A 17,509-nucleotide genomic window follows, 5' to 3' on the forward strand; every position below is an offset into this window, starting at 1 on the left:
GTTTCTGATGTCTGGCGGTGAGACCCTTAGAACAGCATGTTGAACTGGACCGAGGCCAGGAAGGCATTGCCTTCGTTGTTGCCTTCGAAATAGAACGACTGACCCGGTTCGTTGCTGTGGACCCCTTCCTTCACCTCACTCGCTTCCCCATTGATATAGGTCATGCCGATGTCGATGCTCTTGGTTTCATCCAGATGGTAGGTCGCCCCCGCGCTGTACCACCACTTGTCTGCATCGGGCAGGCTGATGGTGGCGTGCTCGCTCTGCACGGCCGACTCGTCATAGGCGACACCGACGCGAGCCTCCCACTGGGGGTTCACATACCAGGTCGCACCAACCGCGTAGCGCATTGCATCTTGCAGCTGCTCGTTCTTGCTCAGGCAGACGCCGCCCGGCAGGTTGCACTGGCCGCTGACGGCCTCCAGTTTTTCAAAGGCGCTCCAGTCGGTCCACATCACCGAGTAGTGCAGGGCAAATTGCTGGTTCAGACGGTGGTAGCCGGAGAACTCGGCGATGGCGGGCATGGGCACATCGACGGTGGCATCTGCCTTGTAACCGGGAGCACCCACGGCACCGGTGTAATCTCCCTCCAGCTCCACGTCGATCTGGGAGCGGTAGGTCAGCGCCAGGCGGTTATCCTGATTGATTTCGAACAGGCCGCCGACGTTCCAGCCCCAGCCGTTGCCGGCACCATCGAAGTTGGCCAGGGTATTATGAGAACCATTGGTGTTCCCGTTGGGATTGACCCTGTCCACATAACCGGTGGCGATGGTGTAGTTGATACCGGCACCGACGCTCCACTGCTCATTGATGCGGTAGGCCACATTGGGGTTCAGGTTGACACTCATCAGCGAGGTCTCCCCCGCCAGCAAGCCGGCGGCCTGGTTGCTGCCAGCACCGAAGCTGTCGTCGAAGCGAGTGCCGAGGCCATAGTTGGTCATCATGGCAAAACCGACGGCCCACTGCTCGTTGATCGGGTGGATCATATAGGCGGCGGGCACCACGGCGTTGGGGCCGGCGTTGCCATGGCTGGCCGCGGTGCTGGAATCAAACCGGCTGCCCGGCAGATCGGTGACGAAGGCCCCGTCCACGCTGTAATCCGGATCCACCATGGTGGCGGCCACGGAGACGGCAGTCTTGTCGAACATCATCATGGCGGCCGGGTTGCGGCCCAGCACTGAGGCGTTGTCGGCAATGGCGCCCTCACCCGCGAAGGCACGGCCGAGGCCGGAGGCGGAGTGTTCGTTGATCTGGAAGCCGGAGGCGGAGGCGTTGGTGGCGAGCAGTGCCAGCGCGCTGGCAAGGATGCTGAGCTTGAATGGGGTGGTCATCTGGATTCTCGTTTGGGCGCCCACAACAGGCAGGCACTCAGGATGATGATCATCACGGCGGCGCAGGCCACCACGATGCGGTACTGCCGTGAGCCATCGAAAACGGGATCAACTCAAGAGCGGCAAAATAGATGGCGCATAGTAGGGAGCCTCTTCGCGCCGACAAATCAGACCAGTCCCGAAATCGGCCGCCAAGCTTAATCCCGGCTGAATGAATGCAAATAAGCCTGTTTTCCCCGCCAAAAACGGACTTTTCGGCGCAACTGTCGGATGCGGAAAACGCGATTTCGCACCGTCTGGATAGGCCAGGGCGCGGCCACTCGGAGGTGTCATAGACGCAAGATGAGAGAGTGTGACCCCGAGGCCGCCCGCGCGGCCTCAGGATCGATTCGACAGAGAAGGATGATAAAGAGGGGAAGAAGGCACTCTTGTCGGCCCAAGTCTTGCCTCAACGCCGGCGCGACATCAGGCCGACACTGCGCAAGCGCTCAACCCAGCTCGACGGCCACCGCCGTGGCCTCCCCGCCCCCGATGCAGAGGCTCGTCACCCCTCGCCTCAGACCACGGGCCTGCAGGGCATGAACCAGGGTCACCAGGATGCGGGCGCCACTGGCGCCGAGGGGATGACCCAGGGCGCAGGCGCCCCCGTTCACGTTCAACTTGTGATGAGGGATATTGCAACCCGTCATGGCCAGCATGCTGACCATTGCGAAAGCCTCGTTCACCTCGAACAGGTCCACCTCCTCCACCGACCAACCCAGCCGGGCCAGCAGCTTGTGGATGGCGCCGATGGGGGCACTGGTGAACTCCGCCGGCAGGGCGGCGTGACTCTGATAGCCCACAATGCGCGCCAGCACCGGCAGCCCCAGCCGGGCGGCGGTATCGCTCCCCATCAGCACCAGCGCCGCCGCCCCGTCCGAGATGGAGCTGGAATTGGCCGCCGTGATGGTGCCCGTCTTGCTGAACGCAGGCTTGAGTTGGGGGATCTTGCCGGGTTTGGCGTTGGCGGGCTGTTCATCCTCGGCCAGCAACAGTCGATCCCCCGCCATAACGGGAGTGAGCTCTGCTGCGAAGCCGCCACTGCGCTGGGCCGCCAGGGCCCGATCCAGAGAGGCGAGCGCATAGGCATCCATGTCGGCCCGGGTCAGCCCGGCCCGATCCGCACTCAGCTGGGCATAATGTCCCATCAGCTGCCCCTCGTCGGCATCCTGCAGGCCATCGAGAAACATGTGATCCAGCACGCTCGAATGGCCCATGCGAAAACCGCTGCGCGCCTTGTCGAGCAAATAGGGTGCTCGGCTCATGCTCTCCATGCCACCGGCTACCACCACCTCGGCCTCACCGAGGCGCAGGCTGTCTGCGGCCAGCATCACCGCCTTCATGCCGGAGCCACACACCTTGTTGATGGTGGTGCAGGGCACGCTGTCGGGCAGGCCGGCCTTGAGTGCCGCCTGACGGGCCGGTGCCTGCCCGAGCCCGGCGCTCAGCACATTGCCCATGTAGACCTCATCGACCTGCTCGCCTCTGAGTCCCGCCGCCGCCATGGCCGCCCCGATGGCGCAGGCGCCAAGCTCGGTGGCACTCAGGCCGCTCAGGGCCCCTTGAAAGGCCCCCATGGGGGTACGCTTGGCCGCCACTATCACTATGTCCATCCGTCACCTGCTCCTTTTGTTACATGGGGATAACATATGCCCTCGCCGGGACAGGAACAAGACTTGCGGGGAAGTTGACGTTTGGGTAAGGTGCCAGCCTGCCTTGACAATCGAGATGACGGCCAAGATAACCCTATGACCAGATCCAAGGATGACGCCCGGACCTTCAGCATCAGCGAGCTGGCCCGTGAATTTGATGTGACCACCCGCAGTATCCGTTTCTATGAGGATCAGGGGCTGCTGAACCCGACCCGGCAGGGTCAGACTCGCATCTACAGCCGACAGGACAAGGTGCGCCTCAAGCTGACCCTGCGCGGCAAGCGGCTCGGCTTCAGCCTCGCGGACATTCGCGAGCTGTTCGATCTCTACGACGCGGACAAGAGCAGCCGCACCCAGTTGCAGACCATGCTGGGACTGGTGGCCGACAAGCGGGTGACGCTGCAACAGCAGTTGGAAGACATCAAGATGGTCTTGCTGGAGCTCGAAGCCGCCGAACAGCGTTGCCAGCAAGCCCTGGCCCAGCTGACGCCCTGACAAGCGCCCGGCTATCCGCCGCGGGCCGAGGATGCGAGCCGCGCACCAACGAAAAGAGGGAAGCCATCGCTTCCCTCTTTTGTTTTCACCCCGGCGCACATGGCGCTTTTATCGGGCTTCCTTGCTCCAGCGATCCGGATCGTAATCCGGGCTGTAGCGATCGACTATGATGGCGCAGGCCGCGTCGCCGGTGATGTTGAGCGCGGTGCGGATCATGTCGAACAGGCGATCCAGTGCGAACAGCAGCGGCAGCCCCTCGATGGGAATGCCGGCCGCCAGCAGCACGGCCACCACCAGGAAGCTCGGGCCCGGCACGCCGGCCTGGCCGATGGCGCCCAGGGTCGAGGTCAGGATGATCGCCGCCCAGGCTCCCATGCTGAGATCGATGTTGTAGACCTGGGCGAAGAAGATCGCGACCAGACCGTAATAGATGGCGTTGCCACTCATGTTGATGGTGGCGCCGAGCGGCAGCACGAAGGAGGCGGTGGCATTGGTCACCTTCAGCTCCTGCTCGCAGGTCTCCATGTTGACCGGCAGGGTCGCCATGGAAGAGGCGGTGGAGAATGCAACGATCTGCGGTTTCTTCATCGCCGAGAAGTACTTGCGTACCGGCGTGTTGGAGAAGATCGCGATCAGCAGCGGGTAGACCACGAAGCCGAAGATCAGGATGGCGCCGACATAGACCAGGAACAGCTTGAGCACCAGGGTCAGCACGTCGAAACCGTAGGTGCCGATGGCATCGGCCATCAGGCCGAACACCCCGAGCGGGGCAATCAGCATCACCTTGTTGATCATCCAGACGAAGGCATCCACCAGGGTGTTGAGCCCGTCTACCAGCGGCTTGGCGCGCTCGCACGGCTGCTTGGCCAGGGCGATGCCGAGGAACATGCAGAACACTAGGATCTGCAGGATGTTCGCCTCGTTCAGGGACTGGAACACGTTGGTCGGGATCATGCCGAGCAGGGTGGCCACCGCGTCCGGCAAGGCGCCCTTGTCGGCGTAGTCGCCGGAGAACATGGTCCCCATGGCGCTAAAGTCGACCCCGACCCCGGGTTTGAAGACTTGGCCCATCACCAGCGCCAGCAGCACCGCCAGCGCCGAGGTGCCGAGGAAGAAGGCGAGCGTGGTGGCCCCTATCTTGCCTGCGGCCGGACTGGCCCCGAGGTTGGCGGCCCCCGACAGTATGGCCACCGCCACCAGCGGGATCACCAGCATCTTGATCAGCTGGATGAAGAGGGTGCCGAGCGGCGCGAAGACGGTGGCATTTTCACCCATCATCGCCCCAGCCAGGGCGCCCAGCACCATGGCGACCACGACCTGGAAGCCAATGTTATTGATTAATCCTTTTGTTAACACGAAATGTTCCTTTAATGAGCAATGACTGACACTTTTCCAGTACAATTGACTGGCCAGCGCAACAAAGCCTCCTCATTACGCTGGCGGCGCGCTTTATCTCATATTTACTCGCCGTTTAACATTATGATTCCTGAACGCGATGAATTTAGTATTTTCCCAGTAAAATCAAGACTCATAAGCAACAACTCTGTTTTTCCCCATTTCACCATGACAACGGCCAAAAAAGTGTGCTACGTTGGCTCGGCAAACGTGCATACAGGGAAGAAAAGATGCTGAAAGTTAACGAGTATTTCGACGGAAATGTTAAATCCATCGGTTTCGAGCAGAACAGCGAGAAAGCCACGGTCGGCGTGATGGATGCAGGCGACTACCTGTTCAACACCGCCGCCCCCGAGCGGATGACGGTGATCAAGGGTGCTCTCACCATCCAGCTGGCCGATGAAGACGAGTGGCACACCTACGGCCAGGGTCAATCCTTCGAGGTTGCCGGTCATTCCTCCTTCAAGCTGGCCGTCAAGACACCGACCGCCTACCTGTGCGAGTTTCTCGACTAAGTTTCGAATAATCCGGAGCCATGAGGCGCCAATGCCGGCCCTCATGGCCCCGTCCGTCAACCCGTCTCCCCCATTTCCACACCGCCATCACAAGCCGCCGCTTCTCTGCTGTTCATCGCCTACAACAAAAAATACAATGTTGATACAAAACCCATCATTGGAGTGACGTCATGATCAGCGTCTTCGACCTGTTTTCCATCGGGATAGGTCCCTCGTCCTCTCACACGGTGGGGCCGATGCGGGCCGCCTGTGCCTTCGTCAATGTCCTCAAGCAGGCGGATCTGCTCCCTAAAACCGATCGGGTGGTGGTCGAGTGCTATGGATCCCTCGGTCAGACCGGCAAGGGACACGGTACCGGCAAGGCGATCATCCTGGGGCTGGCCGGGTTCGAACCGGAATCGGTGGACATCGAGGCCATTCCGGCGTTTCTCGATCTGGTGGAGCACAGCCAGTCCCTGCTCCTTCGCGGGGAGCGTCCCAGCCTGTTTCCCCGGGTCGGCGCCATCATCTTCAACCGTCGCAAGACCCTGCCCGCCCACTCCAACGGCATGACCCTGCGCGCCTTCGCGGCGGATGCCCTGCTGTTTGAGCAGACCTATTACTCCATCGGCGGCGGCTTCATCATCGAGGAGAGCCACTTCGCCAACGCGAAGGAAGAGGCTGCCCGCTTCGATGCCGCCCACCCCATCCCCTACCCGTTCGAGAGCGGTGCCCAGTTGCTGGCCCACTGCCAGGAGAGCGGTCTCTCCATCTCGGGACTGATGCTGGCCAACGAGAAGGTGTTTCGCACTGAAGCCGAGATCAAGGCGGGCCTTCGCAAGATATGGCAGGCGATGCAAGGCAGTGTCGAGCGCGGCTGTCGCAGCGAGGGGGTGCTGCCCGGGGGGCTCAAGGTGAAACGCCGAGCCCCGGCGCTCTACCGCCAGCTCAGCTGCGAGACCAACTTCAACAAGGATCCGCTGATGGTGATGGAGTGGGTGGACCTGTTCGCCCTCGCCGTCAACGAGGAGAACGCCGCCGGTGGCCGGGTGGTGACCGCCCCCACCAACGGCGCCGCCGGCATCATCCCGGCGGTGCTGCACTACTACGATCGCTTCGTGCGCAAGGTGGATGACGAGCTGTTGTTGCACTACTTCCTCACCGCCGCCGCCATCGGCATCCTCTACAAGAAGAACGCCTCCCTGTCGGGGGCCGAGGTGGGCTGTCAGGGGGAAGTGGGCGTCGCCTGCTCCATGGCGGCCGGGGCCCTGGCGGAGCTGCTCGGCGGCAGCCCCGCCGTGGTCGAGAATGCCGCCGAGATCGGCATGGAGCACAACTTGGGCTTGACCTGTGATCCCATCGGCGGCCTGGTGCAGGTGCCCTGCATCGAGCGCAACGCCATGGGCGCGGTCAAGGCGATCAACGCCGCCCGCCTGGCCCTGCGCGGTACCGGCGAGCACAAGGTGTCCCTCGACAAGGTGATCAAGACCATGTGGGAAACCGGCAACGACATGAAGACCAAATACAAGGAAACCGCTCGTGGCGGCCTCGCCGTCAACATCACGGAATGTTAACCCGAGGTAACACGGCAGCGTTTGGCTCTAAGATACCCGGCTCGTCCGGGTATTTTTTCGCAAAACGTTTGCCACGCGCTTAACAAATTGGATAACTATCAAAATAAATTTTATACTCGCGCCGTTATTTCAACAAAAATAGATCTGTTTCAACTTTTTTTAAGCCGTGAGCCGTTACACTGCGGTTAGCTGGTTCATCGGCCTTTGCGACGACAGACTCGTCCCATGGATCACCCCAATTTCTGCGAGCGGGCATGGCGCCCCCTTCTACCCTGAGGTAATTGTTACATGATCAGCGTTTTTGATATCTTCAAAATCGGTGTTGGCCCCTCCTCTTCCCACACTGTCGGCCCGATGAAAGCAGCCAAGCAGTTCGTGGATGAACTGCGTGCAGGCGGCAAGATCCGTGACATCACCCGGATCCAGGTCGACGTCTATGGCTCCCTCTCCTGGACCGGTAAAGGTCACCACACCGATACCGCTATCATCATGGGTCTGGCCGGCAACCTGCCGGAAAACGTCGACATCGACGCCATCCCCGAGTTCATCTCCCGGGTCGAACAGACCGGTCGCCTGCCCATCGGTCTGCACTGCCACACCGTCAGCTTCCCCCGCGACGCCATGGTGTTCCATGACGAGGCCCTGCCGCTGCACGAGAACGGCATGAAGCTGACCGCTTTCATCGACGACGAGGCTGTCTACAGCAAGACCTACTACTCCATCGGCGGTGGCTTCATCGTCGACGAGGAGAGCTTCGGCAAGGCCGACAGCGGCGACATGGCCGTGCGCTACCCGTTCAAGAGTGCGGCCGAGCTGCTGGCCCACAGCGCCCAGACCGGTCTCTCCATCTCCGCCCTGATGCTGGAGAACGAGAAGTGCTTCAACACCCCGGAAGAGATCTACAAGAAGCTCGGCAAGATCTGGACCACCATGCGTGAGGGGATCGAGCGTGGCTGCCGTACCGAAGGGATCCTGGCCGGTCCGCTGCGCGTGCCCCGCCGTGCCGCGCCGCTCTACCGCCAGCTCACCACCAACGAGAACCTCTCGAACGATCCCATGAACATCGTCGACTGGGTCAACATGTTCGCCCTAGCGGTGAGTGAAGAGAACGCCGCCGGTGGCCGTGTCGTGACCGCCCCGACCAACGGCGCCGCCGGCATCATCCCCGCCGTGTTGGCCTACTACGACAAGTTCATCCAGCCGGTGGGTCGCGACGAATACACTCGCTTCTACCTGGCCGCCGCCGCCGTCGGCATCCTCTACAAGATGAACGCCTCCATCTCCGGCGCCGAAGTGGGTTGTCAGGGTGAAGTGGGCGTCTCCTGCTCCATGGCCGCCGCCGGCCTGACCGAGCTGATGGGCGGCAGCCCGGAGCACGTGTGCGAAGCCGCCGAGATCGGCATGGAACACAACCTGGGGCTGACCTGTGATCCGGTCGCGGGCCAGGTGCAGGTACCCTGCATCGAGCGCAACGCCATCGCTGCCATGAAGGCGGTCAACGCCTCGCGCATGGCACTGCGTCGCACCTCCAAGCCACGGGTGTCCCTGGACAAGGTCATCGAGACCATGTACATCACCGGCAAGGACATGGACTCCAAGTACCGTGAAACCTCCCGCGGTGGCCTGGCCATCAAGGTGATGCAGGTTGCCTGCGAATAAGGCACGCACATGAAATGCAAAAAAGGCGGGAGTTCCCGCCTTTTTTATTATTCGTATTTTGAGTTATTTAGCGTGGTCCGGGCCAACCGGTAGCATCCATATTGTGAATGCCTTTTTACCTGCCCGGATTATTGCGGATCAGATGTTTCCCATCCGCCCTGTACCCGGCGAGGCTACTCCACAATCCGATCGGCCAGGGTCCCGACCGCCACCACGAAATAGGGGGAACGATTCCAGTGGCGCAGCACCCGGTAATTGTCATAGGCCAGATAGCTGCGCCCATGGACGTCATCCGGCCGGATGAGGGAGGCCTGCATCTTGACCTTCGGCAGCGCTGATCCATCCTGCTGCCGCACCCCGAGTGCCTGCCACTGTGCCAGCGACTTGCGCTGCTCCAGCCCGAGCAAGCCAGGGTCCAGGCTCGCTGGCACCCTCACCCGCCGGCCCCAGGTTGCATCCTCCCGCCAGCCGTTCTGATGCAGATAATTGGCCGCAGAACCAAACACATCCGCGAGATCGCCCCACAGATCCTTCCTGCCGTCCCCATCCTGATCGACCGCGTATTTGAGGAAGGATGACGGCATGAACTGCACCTGCCCCATGGCGCCGGCCCAGGAGCCTTTAAAGGCGGTGGGGGTCACGTGTCCCTGCTCTATGATGCGCAGCGCATCGAACAGTTGCCCCTTGAAGAAGTCCTCGCGGCGCCCTTCCCAGGCCAGGGTAGCCAGGGACGATATCAGGGGGAAATTACCGGTCAATTTACCGAAATTGGTTTCGATGCCCCACAGGGCGACAATAAAACGGGGTTGCACCCCATATTCCTGGCCTATTTTCGTGAGCAGCGGCAGATGCTGGCGATATAAGGCTTTGGCCTGATTGACTTTCCATTGGGGCACTGCGCGGGGAATATAAGAATCCAGCGTCAGTTTAAATTCCGGCTGGTTTTTGTCGTGCTTGATGGCTGCCTCGATTATCCGGATATCGGCAAAGGCGGCCTCGACCGTGGCCGGGGAGATCCCCGCCGCCACCGCCTCCCGTTTGAGCCCGACGACATAGTCATCGAACGCGGGGCTGGCCTGCAACGGCATGCTTAATATGCCACTTAGCAATAACAGCGCCCGCCGCCCTCTCATCAGGATGAGGCCTTTAATTGCGCCTTGTGCTGCTCCAGCAGATTCTCAGGCGGCGGCGGGACTTGCAGATAGAAGCCCTGTTGCTTGAGCGCCTCCATCACCCGCTCGGTCGAGGCGATCCCCAAGGGTTTGGCGGGATCGAGCTTGGTCATCAATACCAGCTCGGGACGACCGAAGGTACTCATCAGTGCCTCTGGCACACGGGAGAAATCCTCTCTTCTTTCAATAAAGAGATAGGTCTCGGCTTTTTTGCGACTTTTATAGACTGCACACAACATGGAAATTGATATAATCCGACGGGTTTATTGCCTCTGGTGGTGGCAAACTATAACATCAGGAATTGAATAACAATAACGTATTACCGTCTCGGTTCGGGGAAGATTCATGGTTGAACGCGATAACGAATTGAAAGGGACTACCTTCACTATTTCTGTGTTGCATCTCAGCGATGGCAATCCGGCCCGGATCCGTCAATTGCTGGCGGCCAAGGTCGCGCAAGCCCCCCAGTTTTTTAATTGTGCCCCCCTCGTCATCAATGTGGAGCGACTGGTAGAGATCCCGGATTTCGATCAACTCAGGGAGTTGGTCGAGTCGGAAGACTTCGTGCTGGTCGGCATCACGGGGGCGAAGGATGAGGCGATGAAGACGGCGGCCAGGGTGGCAGGCCTCGCGGTGATGGTGTCGGGCAAGAGCCGCAAGGTGGAGCCCGAACCCGCCCCGCTGCCAGTTCCCCCGCCAACCGAGACTGTCCAGGCCGAGCCTGCTCCGGCCCCTCTGGTGCCGAGCAAGGTACACATAGGACCGGTGCGCTCCGGCCAGCAGCTGTATGCCGCCGGCACCTCCCTGGTGGTGTTGGGCTCGGTCAGTCCGGGCGCGGAAGTCATCGCCGACGACAGCATTCATATTTATGGCGCCCTGCGTGGCAGAGCCATTGCGGGGGCCAAGGGCAACACCGGGGCCCGCATCTATTGTCAGCAATTACAGGCCGAGCTGCTCTCCATCGCCGGCACTTTTCAGCTGAGCGATGCATTGCCGGCGGGTCTTATCCAAGAGCCAGTCCATATCCGGCTGGACAACGAACAACTCCGTATAGACCGTATCAAATAGAGTTACAAGGAAGCGAGAATGGCGCGAATCATAGTCGTTACATCGGGCAAAGGCGGCGTTGGCAAGACCACCACCAGCGCGGCCCTGAGCACCGGTTTAGCTCAGCGAGGCCACAAGACAGTGGTCATCGATTTTGACATTGGCCTGCGAAATCTGGATCTCATCATGGGCTGCGAGCGGCGCGTGGTGTACGACTTCGTCAATGTGATCAACGGTGAGGCCAACCTCAATCAGGCCCTCATCAAGGACAAACGCTGCGAAAATCTGTTCATCCTGCCCGCCTCCCAGACCCGGGACAAGGACGCCCTGACCCACGAAGGGGTCGAGAAGATCCTGGATCAGCTGGCGGAGATGAAGTTCGATTACATCGTCTGCGACTCCCCGGCTGGCATCGAGGCAGGAGCCCTGATGGCGCTTTACTTCGCCGACGAGGCCATCGTCACCACCAACCCGGAAGTCTCGTCCGTGCGTGACTCGGATCGGATCCTCGGCATCCTGGCCTCCAAGTCCCGCCGTGCCGAGCGTGGTGAAGACCCCATCAAGGAGCACCTGCTGCTGACCCGCTACTGCCCGACCCGCGTAAATCGGGGCGACATGCTGAGCGTGCAGGATGTGCAGGATATCCTGGCCATCAAGCTGCTCGGGGTGATCCCGGAGTCCCAGGCGGTGCTGCGCGCCTCCAACTCGGGGGAGCCGGTCATTCTGGACAAAGAGTCCGATGCCGGTCAGGCCTATGAGGATGCCGTTGCCCGCCTGCTGGGTGACACCAAGGATTTTCGTTTTCTGGAAGAAGAAAAGAAGGGCTTCTTTAGCCGACTGTTCGGGAGTTAAACATGTCATTATTGGATTATTTTCGTTCCAACAAGAAACAAAACACCGCACAACTGGCCAAAGAGCGGTTGCAGATCATAGTCGCGCACGAGCGTTCATCCAGAGGGGGGCCGGATTACCTGCCCCAGCTCAAGCAGGACCTCCTCGACGTGATCCGCAAGTATGTGCAGATCGATCCGGACAAGATCACCGTCCAGCTCGACAAGAAGAGTGATGAGCTGTCGGTACTGGAGCTCAACATCACCTTCGCCGATGACAAGAAGGGATGAGCTGACGCCCCATGCGTGACCCCTTCCCTCAATGAAGACCGGATCCTGTAGCAGGATCCGGTTTTTTATTGCCCCGATGCCAGTCAGCATGACGCTGCATCTCGCCAAGGGCTCGGGGGCCAGCTAGAATACCGCGCGCCACCGTTCGCTCACGACGGGGCTTCTTATTTTTATTATCTGGAACAGATGACTTATGTCTTTGAACGACGAAATGCACAGCGTCGAGGAACTGCTCGATACCGCCCTCGAACTCTTTATGGAGCTGGCCTCGGACAACCTGCCGGAGCAGGAGATCGCCCTGTTCAACCAGGAGTTCAACAACCGCGGTCTGTTGGCCGAGAGCGATCCGGCCGATGACTGGGAAGCGGACGTGGGCTTTGCCGTGAGCGATGAGGAATACGCCGAGATCTGGATAGGCCTTGGCAACGCAGAGGAAGAGTACGAGCACCTGTTCGCTCGCATGCTGCTCTCCCGCCGTGTCGACGAGAAGTTCTGCCACATCGAATGGCTACCCCAATAATTCCCGACCCCGATGATCCTGGCCAGTATGTCTGGGAGTCCGAGCCTGGCCCCGTGCGACCGGCGCTGAGACGCCGCCTGCTGGGCTGGCTCGGCAAACTGCTGCTGGCCGCGCTGCTCAGCACCATAGTCTCTGTGGTGCTGCTGCGCTTCATCGATCCTCCCATGTGGACCTGGCGTATCGAGCGGGCCCTGTTCCCGCCCGCCAAGATCACCGAGGTCAAGCATGACTGGGTGCCGCTTGAGAAGATCTCAGGCGAGCTGCAGCTCGCGGTGATCGCCGCCGAGGATCAGCGCTTCGCCGAGCACAACGGCTTCGACATGGATGCCATCAACTCGGCGCTCAGGCACAACCAGCGCAGCGAGCGGGTGCGCGGCGCCAGTACCCTGAGCCAGCAGACGGCGAAGAATCTCTTCATGTGGAGCGATCGCAGCTTCCTGCGCAAGGGGATCGAAGCCTGGTTCACCCTGCTGATGGAGCTGGGCTGGGACAAGTCCCGCATCCTCGAGGTCTATCTGAATATCGTGGAGTTCGGACCCGGCATCTATGGCGCCGAGGCCGCCGCGCGGCACTACTTTGGCAAGCCGGCCGCCCGCCTGACCCGCTACGAGGCCTCGTTACTCGCCGCCGCTCTGCCCAATCCCTGGCGCTACCGAGTCAAGCCGCCCTCCCCCTATGTGCAGCAACGCTCGGCCTGGATCCGCCGCCAGATGGGGCAGCTCGGCCAGATCACCCTGGACCGGGTACACGAGGCCAACTAGCGCCCTCGGCTGGCTCTGCCGCCGGTCCCAGATGGCCGCCTATGGTCTCTTGATGCAGCGGCAGGTAGTGCCACCACCAGGTCTCCCGCCGCCGTTTGAGCTGCCGCTTCTGCTGTCGTCGTTTCATGCTGCCCAGATGTCCTCTCATACCACCGGATGGCGGCGACTCTGTTAACCTTATCCCCTGATCCGGCCATTGGATAGGGGCCTTGTCTGCGCCCCGATCTGGCCGCCCTCATCAATAATTGCTACAGTGGCGAACCTGGATGTATCTGGAGTGATTTCATGGAACAACGCAGCCCGGATCAGCTGGTCGAGTGGGCCTATGATCAGTTTCTTGAGCAGGCCGCCGACATGCTGGCCCCCGAACAAATTGTCGACATCACCCTCGAGTTCGAGCAGCGCGGCGCCGTCGAGGCAACCCTGCCCAACGCCGACTGGTCGACCGAGCTCGGCGTGCCAGTCGACATGGAGCGCTGGGCCGAGGTGTGGGTCGGCTTGCTGGATCATCAGGAAGAGTTCGAGGTGATCTACGCCACCTACCTGCTGCCCCGCAGTCAGAGCGAGCACGAGGTGCACGTGCGCTGGCACCGTCAGCAACAGGCATAAGAAAGGCGCCCCAGGGCGCCTTTCTCGTTTCTGATGTCTGGCATCCCGCTCAGGGTTGCAGCGCGATGGCCTTGGCCAGGCAGCGGCGACACCAGCAGGTAGTCCCCTCGCTCATCGGCATCAGGGGCAACTGGCTGCACCAGCAGGCCGAGATCTCCTCACCGGCGGAGACGGCGCAAAACGCCGGCTCGCCGCAGCCCGGGCAGACATGGGTGCTGCGCGTACCATCCAGTTCGGCCATGCGCGCCAGCTGGGCCTCACTGTCCATGGCGGACCAGTGCCCAATCTCGGTCAGGGTACGACCGCAGCCGAGACAGAGCCCGTCCCTGGCCCGGCAGTCACCGATACAGGGGCTCGGCACTTATTCGCCAGCCTCTTCTTGGCGTTCAGCCTTGGGCGCATCCACCAGGCTGATGCTGTTGTCGTCGATGATAATCTTGCCCTGCTTGTAGAGGCCGCCGATGGCTTTCTTGAAGGTGCCCTTGCTCATGTTGAACATCTTGTAGATGAGCTCGGGTTCACTCTTGTCCCCCACCGCCAGGCTGCCGCCCTGCTTCTGCAGACGGGTCAGAATGCGGCCACCGGCATCATCCATCCGATCCATCCCTGGCTTTTGCAGGGTCAAGTCCAGCTTGCCGTCGTCACGCACCTGCTTGACCCAGGCGGTCAGCGGACGGCCCGTCATCACCCGGCCGAATACCTCGTTCTTGAACAACATGCCGGAGTACTTGCCATTGACCACCGCCTTGATACCGAGCGGGGTGTGTTCACCGGGCAGGGCGGTCACTTCGTCCCCGGCCTTGAAGGGCGGGTTATGAATGCTGAGGAAGCGCTCGAGGCGGCTGGTGCCCACCATGCGACCCTCGTTGTCCAGCATCAGGTGCACCAGATAGACATGACCCACCTGCATCGGCTTGTTCTGCTCGCGGCTCGGCACAAACAAGTCCTTCTTCATGCCCCAGTCGAGGAAGGCGCCGATCTTGTTGGCGTTGATCACCTTGAGGCCGACGATGTCGCCCACCATGGCAAACGGCTTGTCGGTGGTGATCACCGGCTCGCAGTCGGCATCCAGATAGAGGAAGACGGACACCTCGCTCTCCACGGTGACGCCTTCGGGCAACTGGCGCTTGGGCAGCAACAGCTCGCCATATTCGCCCGCAGCGAGCCAGGCGCCACGGTCTTCGAGCTCAACGACGGTGAGGGTGTTCATCTTGCCAATCTGTAACATGGTGATCTCTTCTTTCAATATCCGGGTGGGCCCAAATTTCGTGCCCGTAATATAGGTGTGCATCGCCCCTGTCATGCCGTGGGCACTGACAGCCAGCGTCATTTTTCATGCAGGCGCGCATGTTACCCCAGAGCCGTGACAGGGCCTAGTCCCTTGCCCCTGCCCCGCGCTATTTTCCCGTGCACCTGGCACCGCCCTGGCGATATTAGCAGCATTCAGCCAGCTCCTTGCTGCATATGACCCCATTTTTGGGTAGACTTCGCCACCGTAAAATCTAAAACAAGCTTCGTTAGGGGCTCAACACACTGTGAGCAGGAGATGAGCTGACCCGCTTTTTGCGTGCGTCCGGGGGCCTCAGCCTCCCGACTGACAGGCGAGTCGCCAAAATGAGATCTTGCGCCGCTTTTTACACAGCCGTGAAAGCCGTCTCGGCCACAATGCCTTGATCTCGTTACGAAAAAATGCGGCAAGCTAGTTCAATTGAAACCTTTAAAACTATATTCATGACGTAACACGTGCGCGAACGCACATTTTTCTGGTGCTTGTTCAGACAAATGCCCTTGTGTTACGTATCATCAGATTCAAAGTATCAAGAGAAACTGCACCAGATGCAGCCGCCACAGCAGGAAGTCCATATGTCAAAGATCATAGAGCTGCTCGCCCACTATCCTCCCTATCAGCTGGTCCATGCCGCTGAGATGGTGCGCGATACCTTCGAACAGTTTTATCAGCAACGTTATCAGCTGACGGTACCCCAGTGGCGCCTGATGATGGTGCTCGGCCCCAACTACCCCATCAGCCAGAAGGAGCTGGTGGAGGCGAGCGGGATGGACAAGGTGCGGATCTCCCGCGAGATCCACCGCCTGGTGGAAAAAGGCATCTTGGTCACCGAGAGCAGCCCCCAGGACAAGCGCATCAGCCTGGTCTCCTTCACTCACGCGGGGCTGGTCTTGTTCCAGCAGCTCAAGACCGAGGCCGGTAGCTGGCAGCATACCCTCACCGACTACCTGCCGAGCGAGGCGCGGGAGAGCATTCGTCTGCACCTGCAGAGCGTCAGTGACGCCATCGAGCAACTCCACCTGCTGGATCAGGAGCAACAGCCATGAACCTGAAAAATTTTGCCACCATGGACGTCAACATGCTGCTGAGTCTCATCAACATGCAGTTGCGTGATCGTTACGATGATCTCGACGATCTCTGCAAGGCCCAGGATCTCGATCAAGGAGCCCTGGTCGCCCGGCTCGCCAGCGGCGATTTCCATTATCAGACGGATCAAAAGCAGTTCAGATAGGGATCCGGATCACAGACTGCCCCATGGCGCTGGTTCTGGCGGCAAAAACTGCTAAGGTGAGAGCGACCACGTGCCGAGCCGTCGCCTGAGGTATGGATACATCAGGCTGTCACACACGGTGGTTAGCGTTACCAAGATCCACCAGCCAAGGACGACCCCCATGATCCTCACCCGACAGACCAGCCTGATCATTCTTAGCGCCCTCTTCACGATCAGCCTCTTCTCCCCCCAGTTGCCAGACAGCGCCGAACAGTGGCTCAGCAGCCTGTTGCTCGGTGCTCTGGTGGCCGTGTGCCTGATGGTCGGCAGCGGCTGTCGCCATTTCCTGCAAGAGTGATCGCCTCAGCGGCGCCCTCGCCTCAAAACAACAACGCAGCCCTTGGGCTGCGTTGTTGTTTCTGTCTGGCAGAGCCTGAGCGGTTTAGATAGCCAGGGCTTCCAGCTGCTCTTTGGCCTGCTCGATGCCCTTGGCCTGAGCATCCGGGCCCATGCCCATGCCTTCGGCGTAGATGAAGTCCACTTCGTTGATGCCGATGAAGCCGAGCACGGTGCGCATGTAAGGGGTCACCAGATCGGTGGCGGCGCCGACGTGCATGCCACCGCGGGGGCTAACCACCAGGGCGCGGGTATTTTCCACCATGCCGATCGGGCCAGTCTCGGTGTAGCGGAAGGTCACGCCAGCACGAGCCACCAGATCAATCCAGTTTTTCAGCTGGGTCGGGATGTTGAAGTTATACATGGGAGCAGCAATCACCACCAGATCGCTCGCTTTGAGTTCGGCAATCAGCTCGTCGGACTGCGCCAGCACGGCCAGTTGACGCTCGCTCAGGTTCTCACCACCGCGCAGACCGAAGGCCAGCTCGCCATCCAGCACCGGCAGGTTCAGGGCAGCCAGATCGCGCACTGTGATGTTGTCATCCTGGTGATCGGCCAGGAAGCCGTCGATCAGGGCGTTGGATTGGGAATATTGACCCAGGATGCTGGACTTGAGTACGAGGATGTTGGCCATGGTAAGACTCCATTTGATTGTCAGTTGGACAGCAGGACTGTCGATGGAGGTCACTATAAACAGAGGGGTTCAAGGCGGATAGCGAAAATAGATGCTCAACTTATTCAAAAAA

21 protein-coding genes are annotated in these 17,509 nt (G+C 60.5%); 13 read left to right on the plus strand and 8 right to left on the minus strand.

Annotation, left to right across the window (positions count from 1 at the left end):
- Nucleotides 1-26: 26 nt before the first annotated feature.
- Nucleotides 27-1,331 carry an outer membrane protein transport protein gene (locus BN1124_RS01580; protein WP_042638452.1) on the minus strand — a complete coding sequence of 435 codons (1,305 nt, stop codon included), beginning with the start codon at nucleotides 1,329-1,331 and terminating at the stop codon, nucleotides 27-29.
- A gap of 488 nt (nucleotides 1,332-1,819) precedes the next feature.
- Nucleotides 1,820-2,983: a thiolase family protein gene (locus BN1124_RS01585; RefSeq protein WP_042638454.1), complete on the minus strand. Its 1,164-nt coding sequence runs from the start codon at nucleotides 2,981-2,983 to the stop codon at nucleotides 1,820-1,822.
- 135 nt (nucleotides 2,984-3,118) lie between these two features.
- Here BN1124_RS01585 and BN1124_RS01590 point away from each other — a divergent pair, with 135 nt between their 5' ends.
- Nucleotides 3,119-3,517, plus strand: a complete 399-nt coding sequence (locus BN1124_RS01590) for a MerR family transcriptional regulator (RefSeq protein ID WP_042638456.1) — start codon at nucleotides 3,119-3,121, stop codon at nucleotides 3,515-3,517.
- Nucleotides 3,518-3,625: 108 nt separating this feature from the next.
- Here the strand turns inward: BN1124_RS01590 and BN1124_RS01595 are convergent, their stop codons facing one another.
- Nucleotides 3,626-4,873, minus strand: coding sequence for a dicarboxylate/amino acid:cation symporter (locus tag BN1124_RS01595; RefSeq protein WP_042638458.1), 1,248 nt, complete (start codon nucleotides 4,871-4,873; stop codon nucleotides 3,626-3,628).
- 269 nt (nucleotides 4,874-5,142) lie between these two features.
- Between BN1124_RS01595 and ppnP the strand changes: the two genes are divergently transcribed.
- The 3 genes from ppnP (at nucleotide 5,143) to BN1124_RS01610 (ending at nucleotide 8,639) form a co-directional block, all read left to right on the plus strand.
- Nucleotides 5,143-5,427: a pyrimidine/purine nucleoside phosphorylase gene (gene ppnP / locus BN1124_RS01600; protein WP_042638461.1), complete on the plus strand. Its 285-nt coding sequence runs from the start codon at nucleotides 5,143-5,145 to the stop codon at nucleotides 5,425-5,427.
- A 170-nt stretch (nucleotides 5,428-5,597) separates the two neighbouring features.
- Complete coding sequence (locus BN1124_RS01605; RefSeq protein ID WP_042638462.1) at nucleotides 5,598-6,980, plus strand: L-serine ammonia-lyase; 1,383 nt, start codon at nucleotides 5,598-5,600, stop codon at nucleotides 6,978-6,980.
- Nucleotides 6,981-7,268: 288 nt separating this feature from the next.
- Nucleotides 7,269-8,639 carry an L-serine ammonia-lyase gene (locus BN1124_RS01610; protein ID WP_042638464.1) on the plus strand — a complete coding sequence of 457 codons (1,371 nt, stop codon included), beginning with the start codon at nucleotides 7,269-7,271 and terminating at the stop codon, nucleotides 8,637-8,639.
- A 173-nt stretch (nucleotides 8,640-8,812) separates the two neighbouring features.
- Here BN1124_RS01610 and BN1124_RS01615 read toward each other — a convergent pair whose 3' ends face one another.
- Nucleotides 8,813-9,772 (minus strand): lytic murein transglycosylase, encoded by a 960-nt coding sequence (locus BN1124_RS01615; RefSeq protein ID WP_042638466.1) that lies wholly within the window; start codon nucleotides 9,770-9,772, stop codon nucleotides 8,813-8,815.
- A complete protein-coding gene (locus BN1124_RS01620) occupies nucleotides 9,772-10,050 on the minus strand; it encodes a YcgL domain-containing protein (RefSeq protein WP_033132010.1) in 279 nt (92 codons plus the stop codon). Before BN1124_RS01620 ends, BN1124_RS01615 begins: the two co-directional genes overlap by 1 nt.
- A gap of 106 nt (nucleotides 10,051-10,156) precedes the next feature.
- Here BN1124_RS01620 and minC point away from each other — a divergent pair, with 106 nt between their 5' ends.
- The 6 genes from minC (at nucleotide 10,157) to BN1124_RS01650 (ending at nucleotide 13,869) form a co-directional block, all read left to right on the plus strand.
- Nucleotides 10,157-10,879 (plus strand): septum site-determining protein MinC, encoded by a 723-nt coding sequence (gene minC, locus BN1124_RS01625; RefSeq protein WP_042638469.1) that lies wholly within the window; start codon nucleotides 10,157-10,159, stop codon nucleotides 10,877-10,879.
- 18 nt (nucleotides 10,880-10,897) lie between these two features.
- Complete coding sequence (minD, locus tag BN1124_RS01630) at nucleotides 10,898-11,710, plus strand: septum site-determining protein MinD (protein ID WP_005311266.1); 813 nt, start codon at nucleotides 10,898-10,900, stop codon at nucleotides 11,708-11,710.
- A gap of 2 nt (nucleotides 11,711-11,712) precedes the next feature.
- A complete protein-coding gene (gene minE / locus BN1124_RS01635; protein WP_005311265.1) occupies nucleotides 11,713-11,979 on the plus strand; it encodes a cell division topological specificity factor MinE in 267 nt (88 codons plus the stop codon).
- A 193-nt stretch (nucleotides 11,980-12,172) separates the two neighbouring features.
- A complete protein-coding gene (locus BN1124_RS01640) occupies nucleotides 12,173-12,499 on the plus strand; it encodes an HI1450 family dsDNA-mimic protein (RefSeq protein ID WP_042638474.1) in 327 nt (108 codons plus the stop codon).
- Between the two features lie 53 nt (nucleotides 12,500-12,552).
- The gene (gene mtgA, locus BN1124_RS01645) at nucleotides 12,553-13,260 is read left to right on the plus strand and encodes a monofunctional biosynthetic peptidoglycan transglycosylase (RefSeq protein WP_156128014.1); all 708 of its coding nucleotides are present in this window, start codon (nucleotides 12,553-12,555) and stop codon (nucleotides 13,258-13,260) included.
- 285 nt (nucleotides 13,261-13,545) lie between these two features.
- Nucleotides 13,546-13,869, plus strand: a complete 324-nt coding sequence (locus BN1124_RS01650) for an HI1450 family dsDNA-mimic protein (protein WP_033132006.1) — start codon at nucleotides 13,546-13,548, stop codon at nucleotides 13,867-13,869.
- A 49-nt stretch (nucleotides 13,870-13,918) separates the two neighbouring features.
- On the opposite strand, the gene BN1124_RS01655 is transcribed toward BN1124_RS01650, so the two are convergent.
- On the minus strand, nucleotides 13,919-14,230 hold the full coding sequence (locus tag BN1124_RS01655; protein ID WP_042638478.1) for a DUF1289 domain-containing protein: 312 nt from the start codon (nucleotides 14,228-14,230) through the stop codon (nucleotides 13,919-13,921).
- Complete coding sequence (locus BN1124_RS01660) at nucleotides 14,231-15,115, minus strand: CvfB family protein (RefSeq protein WP_042638969.1); 885 nt, start codon at nucleotides 15,113-15,115, stop codon at nucleotides 14,231-14,233.
- A gap of 617 nt (nucleotides 15,116-15,732) precedes the next feature.
- Here BN1124_RS01660 and BN1124_RS01665 point away from each other — a divergent pair.
- From BN1124_RS01665 to BN1124_RS21085, 3 genes are all read left to right on the plus strand, one after another.
- Entirely contained in the window at nucleotides 15,733-16,203 is a 471-nt protein-coding gene (locus BN1124_RS01665) for a MarR family winged helix-turn-helix transcriptional regulator (RefSeq protein WP_042638480.1), read from the plus strand.
- A complete protein-coding gene (locus BN1124_RS01670) occupies nucleotides 16,200-16,388 on the plus strand; it encodes a DUF4250 domain-containing protein (RefSeq protein ID WP_042638482.1) in 189 nt (62 codons plus the stop codon). The genes BN1124_RS01665 and BN1124_RS01670 overlap by 4 nt, the downstream gene beginning before the upstream one ends.
- Nucleotides 16,389-16,548: 160 nt before the next feature.
- Nucleotides 16,549-16,725 carry a hypothetical protein gene (locus BN1124_RS21085; RefSeq protein ID WP_152599363.1) on the plus strand — a complete coding sequence of 59 codons (177 nt, stop codon included), beginning with the start codon at nucleotides 16,549-16,551 and terminating at the stop codon, nucleotides 16,723-16,725.
- An 84-nt stretch (nucleotides 16,726-16,809) separates the two neighbouring features.
- On the opposite strand, the gene BN1124_RS01675 is transcribed toward BN1124_RS21085, so the two are convergent.
- Nucleotides 16,810-17,397: an FMN-dependent NADH-azoreductase gene (locus tag BN1124_RS01675; protein WP_042638484.1), complete on the minus strand. Its 588-nt coding sequence runs from the start codon at nucleotides 17,395-17,397 to the stop codon at nucleotides 16,810-16,812.
- Nucleotides 17,398-17,509 lie beyond the last annotated feature (112 nt).

Source organism: Aeromonas eucrenophila, from assembly GCF_000819865.1.
In the GTDB taxonomy this organism is placed as follows: Bacteria; Pseudomonadota; Gammaproteobacteria; order Enterobacterales; family Aeromonadaceae; genus Aeromonas; species Aeromonas eucrenophila.

Coding starts and splice junctions, on each gene's coding strand:
- BN1124_RS01580 (WP_042638452.1), bottom strand. CDS start 1,331: ATGACCACCCCATTCAAGCTCAGCATCCTTGCCAGCGCGCTGGCACTG.
- BN1124_RS01585 (WP_042638454.1), bottom strand. CDS start 2,983: ATGGACATAGTGATAGTGGCGGCCAAGCGTACCCCCATGGGGGCCTTT.
- BN1124_RS01590 (WP_042638456.1), top strand. CDS start 3,119: ATGACCAGATCCAAGGATGACGCCCGGACCTTCAGCATCAGCGAGCTG.
- ppnP (WP_042638461.1), top strand. CDS start 5,143: ATGCTGAAAGTTAACGAGTATTTCGACGGAAATGTTAAATCCATCGGT.
- BN1124_RS01605 (WP_042638462.1), top strand. CDS start 5,598: ATGATCAGCGTCTTCGACCTGTTTTCCATCGGGATAGGTCCCTCGTCC.
- BN1124_RS01610 (WP_042638464.1), top strand. CDS start 7,269: ATGATCAGCGTTTTTGATATCTTCAAAATCGGTGTTGGCCCCTCCTCT.
- BN1124_RS01615 (WP_042638466.1), bottom strand. CDS start 9,772: ATGAGAGGGCGGCGGGCGCTGTTATTGCTAAGTGGCATATTAAGCATG.
- BN1124_RS01620 (WP_033132010.1), bottom strand. CDS start 10,050: ATGTTGTGTGCAGTCTATAAAAGTCGCAAAAAAGCCGAGACCTATCTC.
- minC (WP_042638469.1), top strand. CDS start 10,157: ATGGTTGAACGCGATAACGAATTGAAAGGGACTACCTTCACTATTTCT.
- minD (WP_005311266.1), top strand. CDS start 10,898: ATGGCGCGAATCATAGTCGTTACATCGGGCAAAGGCGGCGTTGGCAAG.
- minE (WP_005311265.1), top strand. CDS start 11,713: ATGTCATTATTGGATTATTTTCGTTCCAACAAGAAACAAAACACCGCA.
- BN1124_RS01640 (WP_042638474.1), top strand. CDS start 12,173: ATGTCTTTGAACGACGAAATGCACAGCGTCGAGGAACTGCTCGATACC.
- BN1124_RS01650 (WP_033132006.1), top strand. CDS start 13,546: ATGGAACAACGCAGCCCGGATCAGCTGGTCGAGTGGGCCTATGATCAG.
- BN1124_RS01665 (WP_042638480.1), top strand. CDS start 15,733: ATGTCAAAGATCATAGAGCTGCTCGCCCACTATCCTCCCTATCAGCTG.
- BN1124_RS01670 (WP_042638482.1), top strand. CDS start 16,200: ATGAACCTGAAAAATTTTGCCACCATGGACGTCAACATGCTGCTGAGT.
- BN1124_RS21085 (WP_152599363.1), top strand. CDS start 16,549: ATGATCCTCACCCGACAGACCAGCCTGATCATTCTTAGCGCCCTCTTC.
- BN1124_RS01675 (WP_042638484.1), bottom strand. CDS start 17,397: ATGGCCAACATCCTCGTACTCAAGTCCAGCATCCTGGGTCAATATTCC.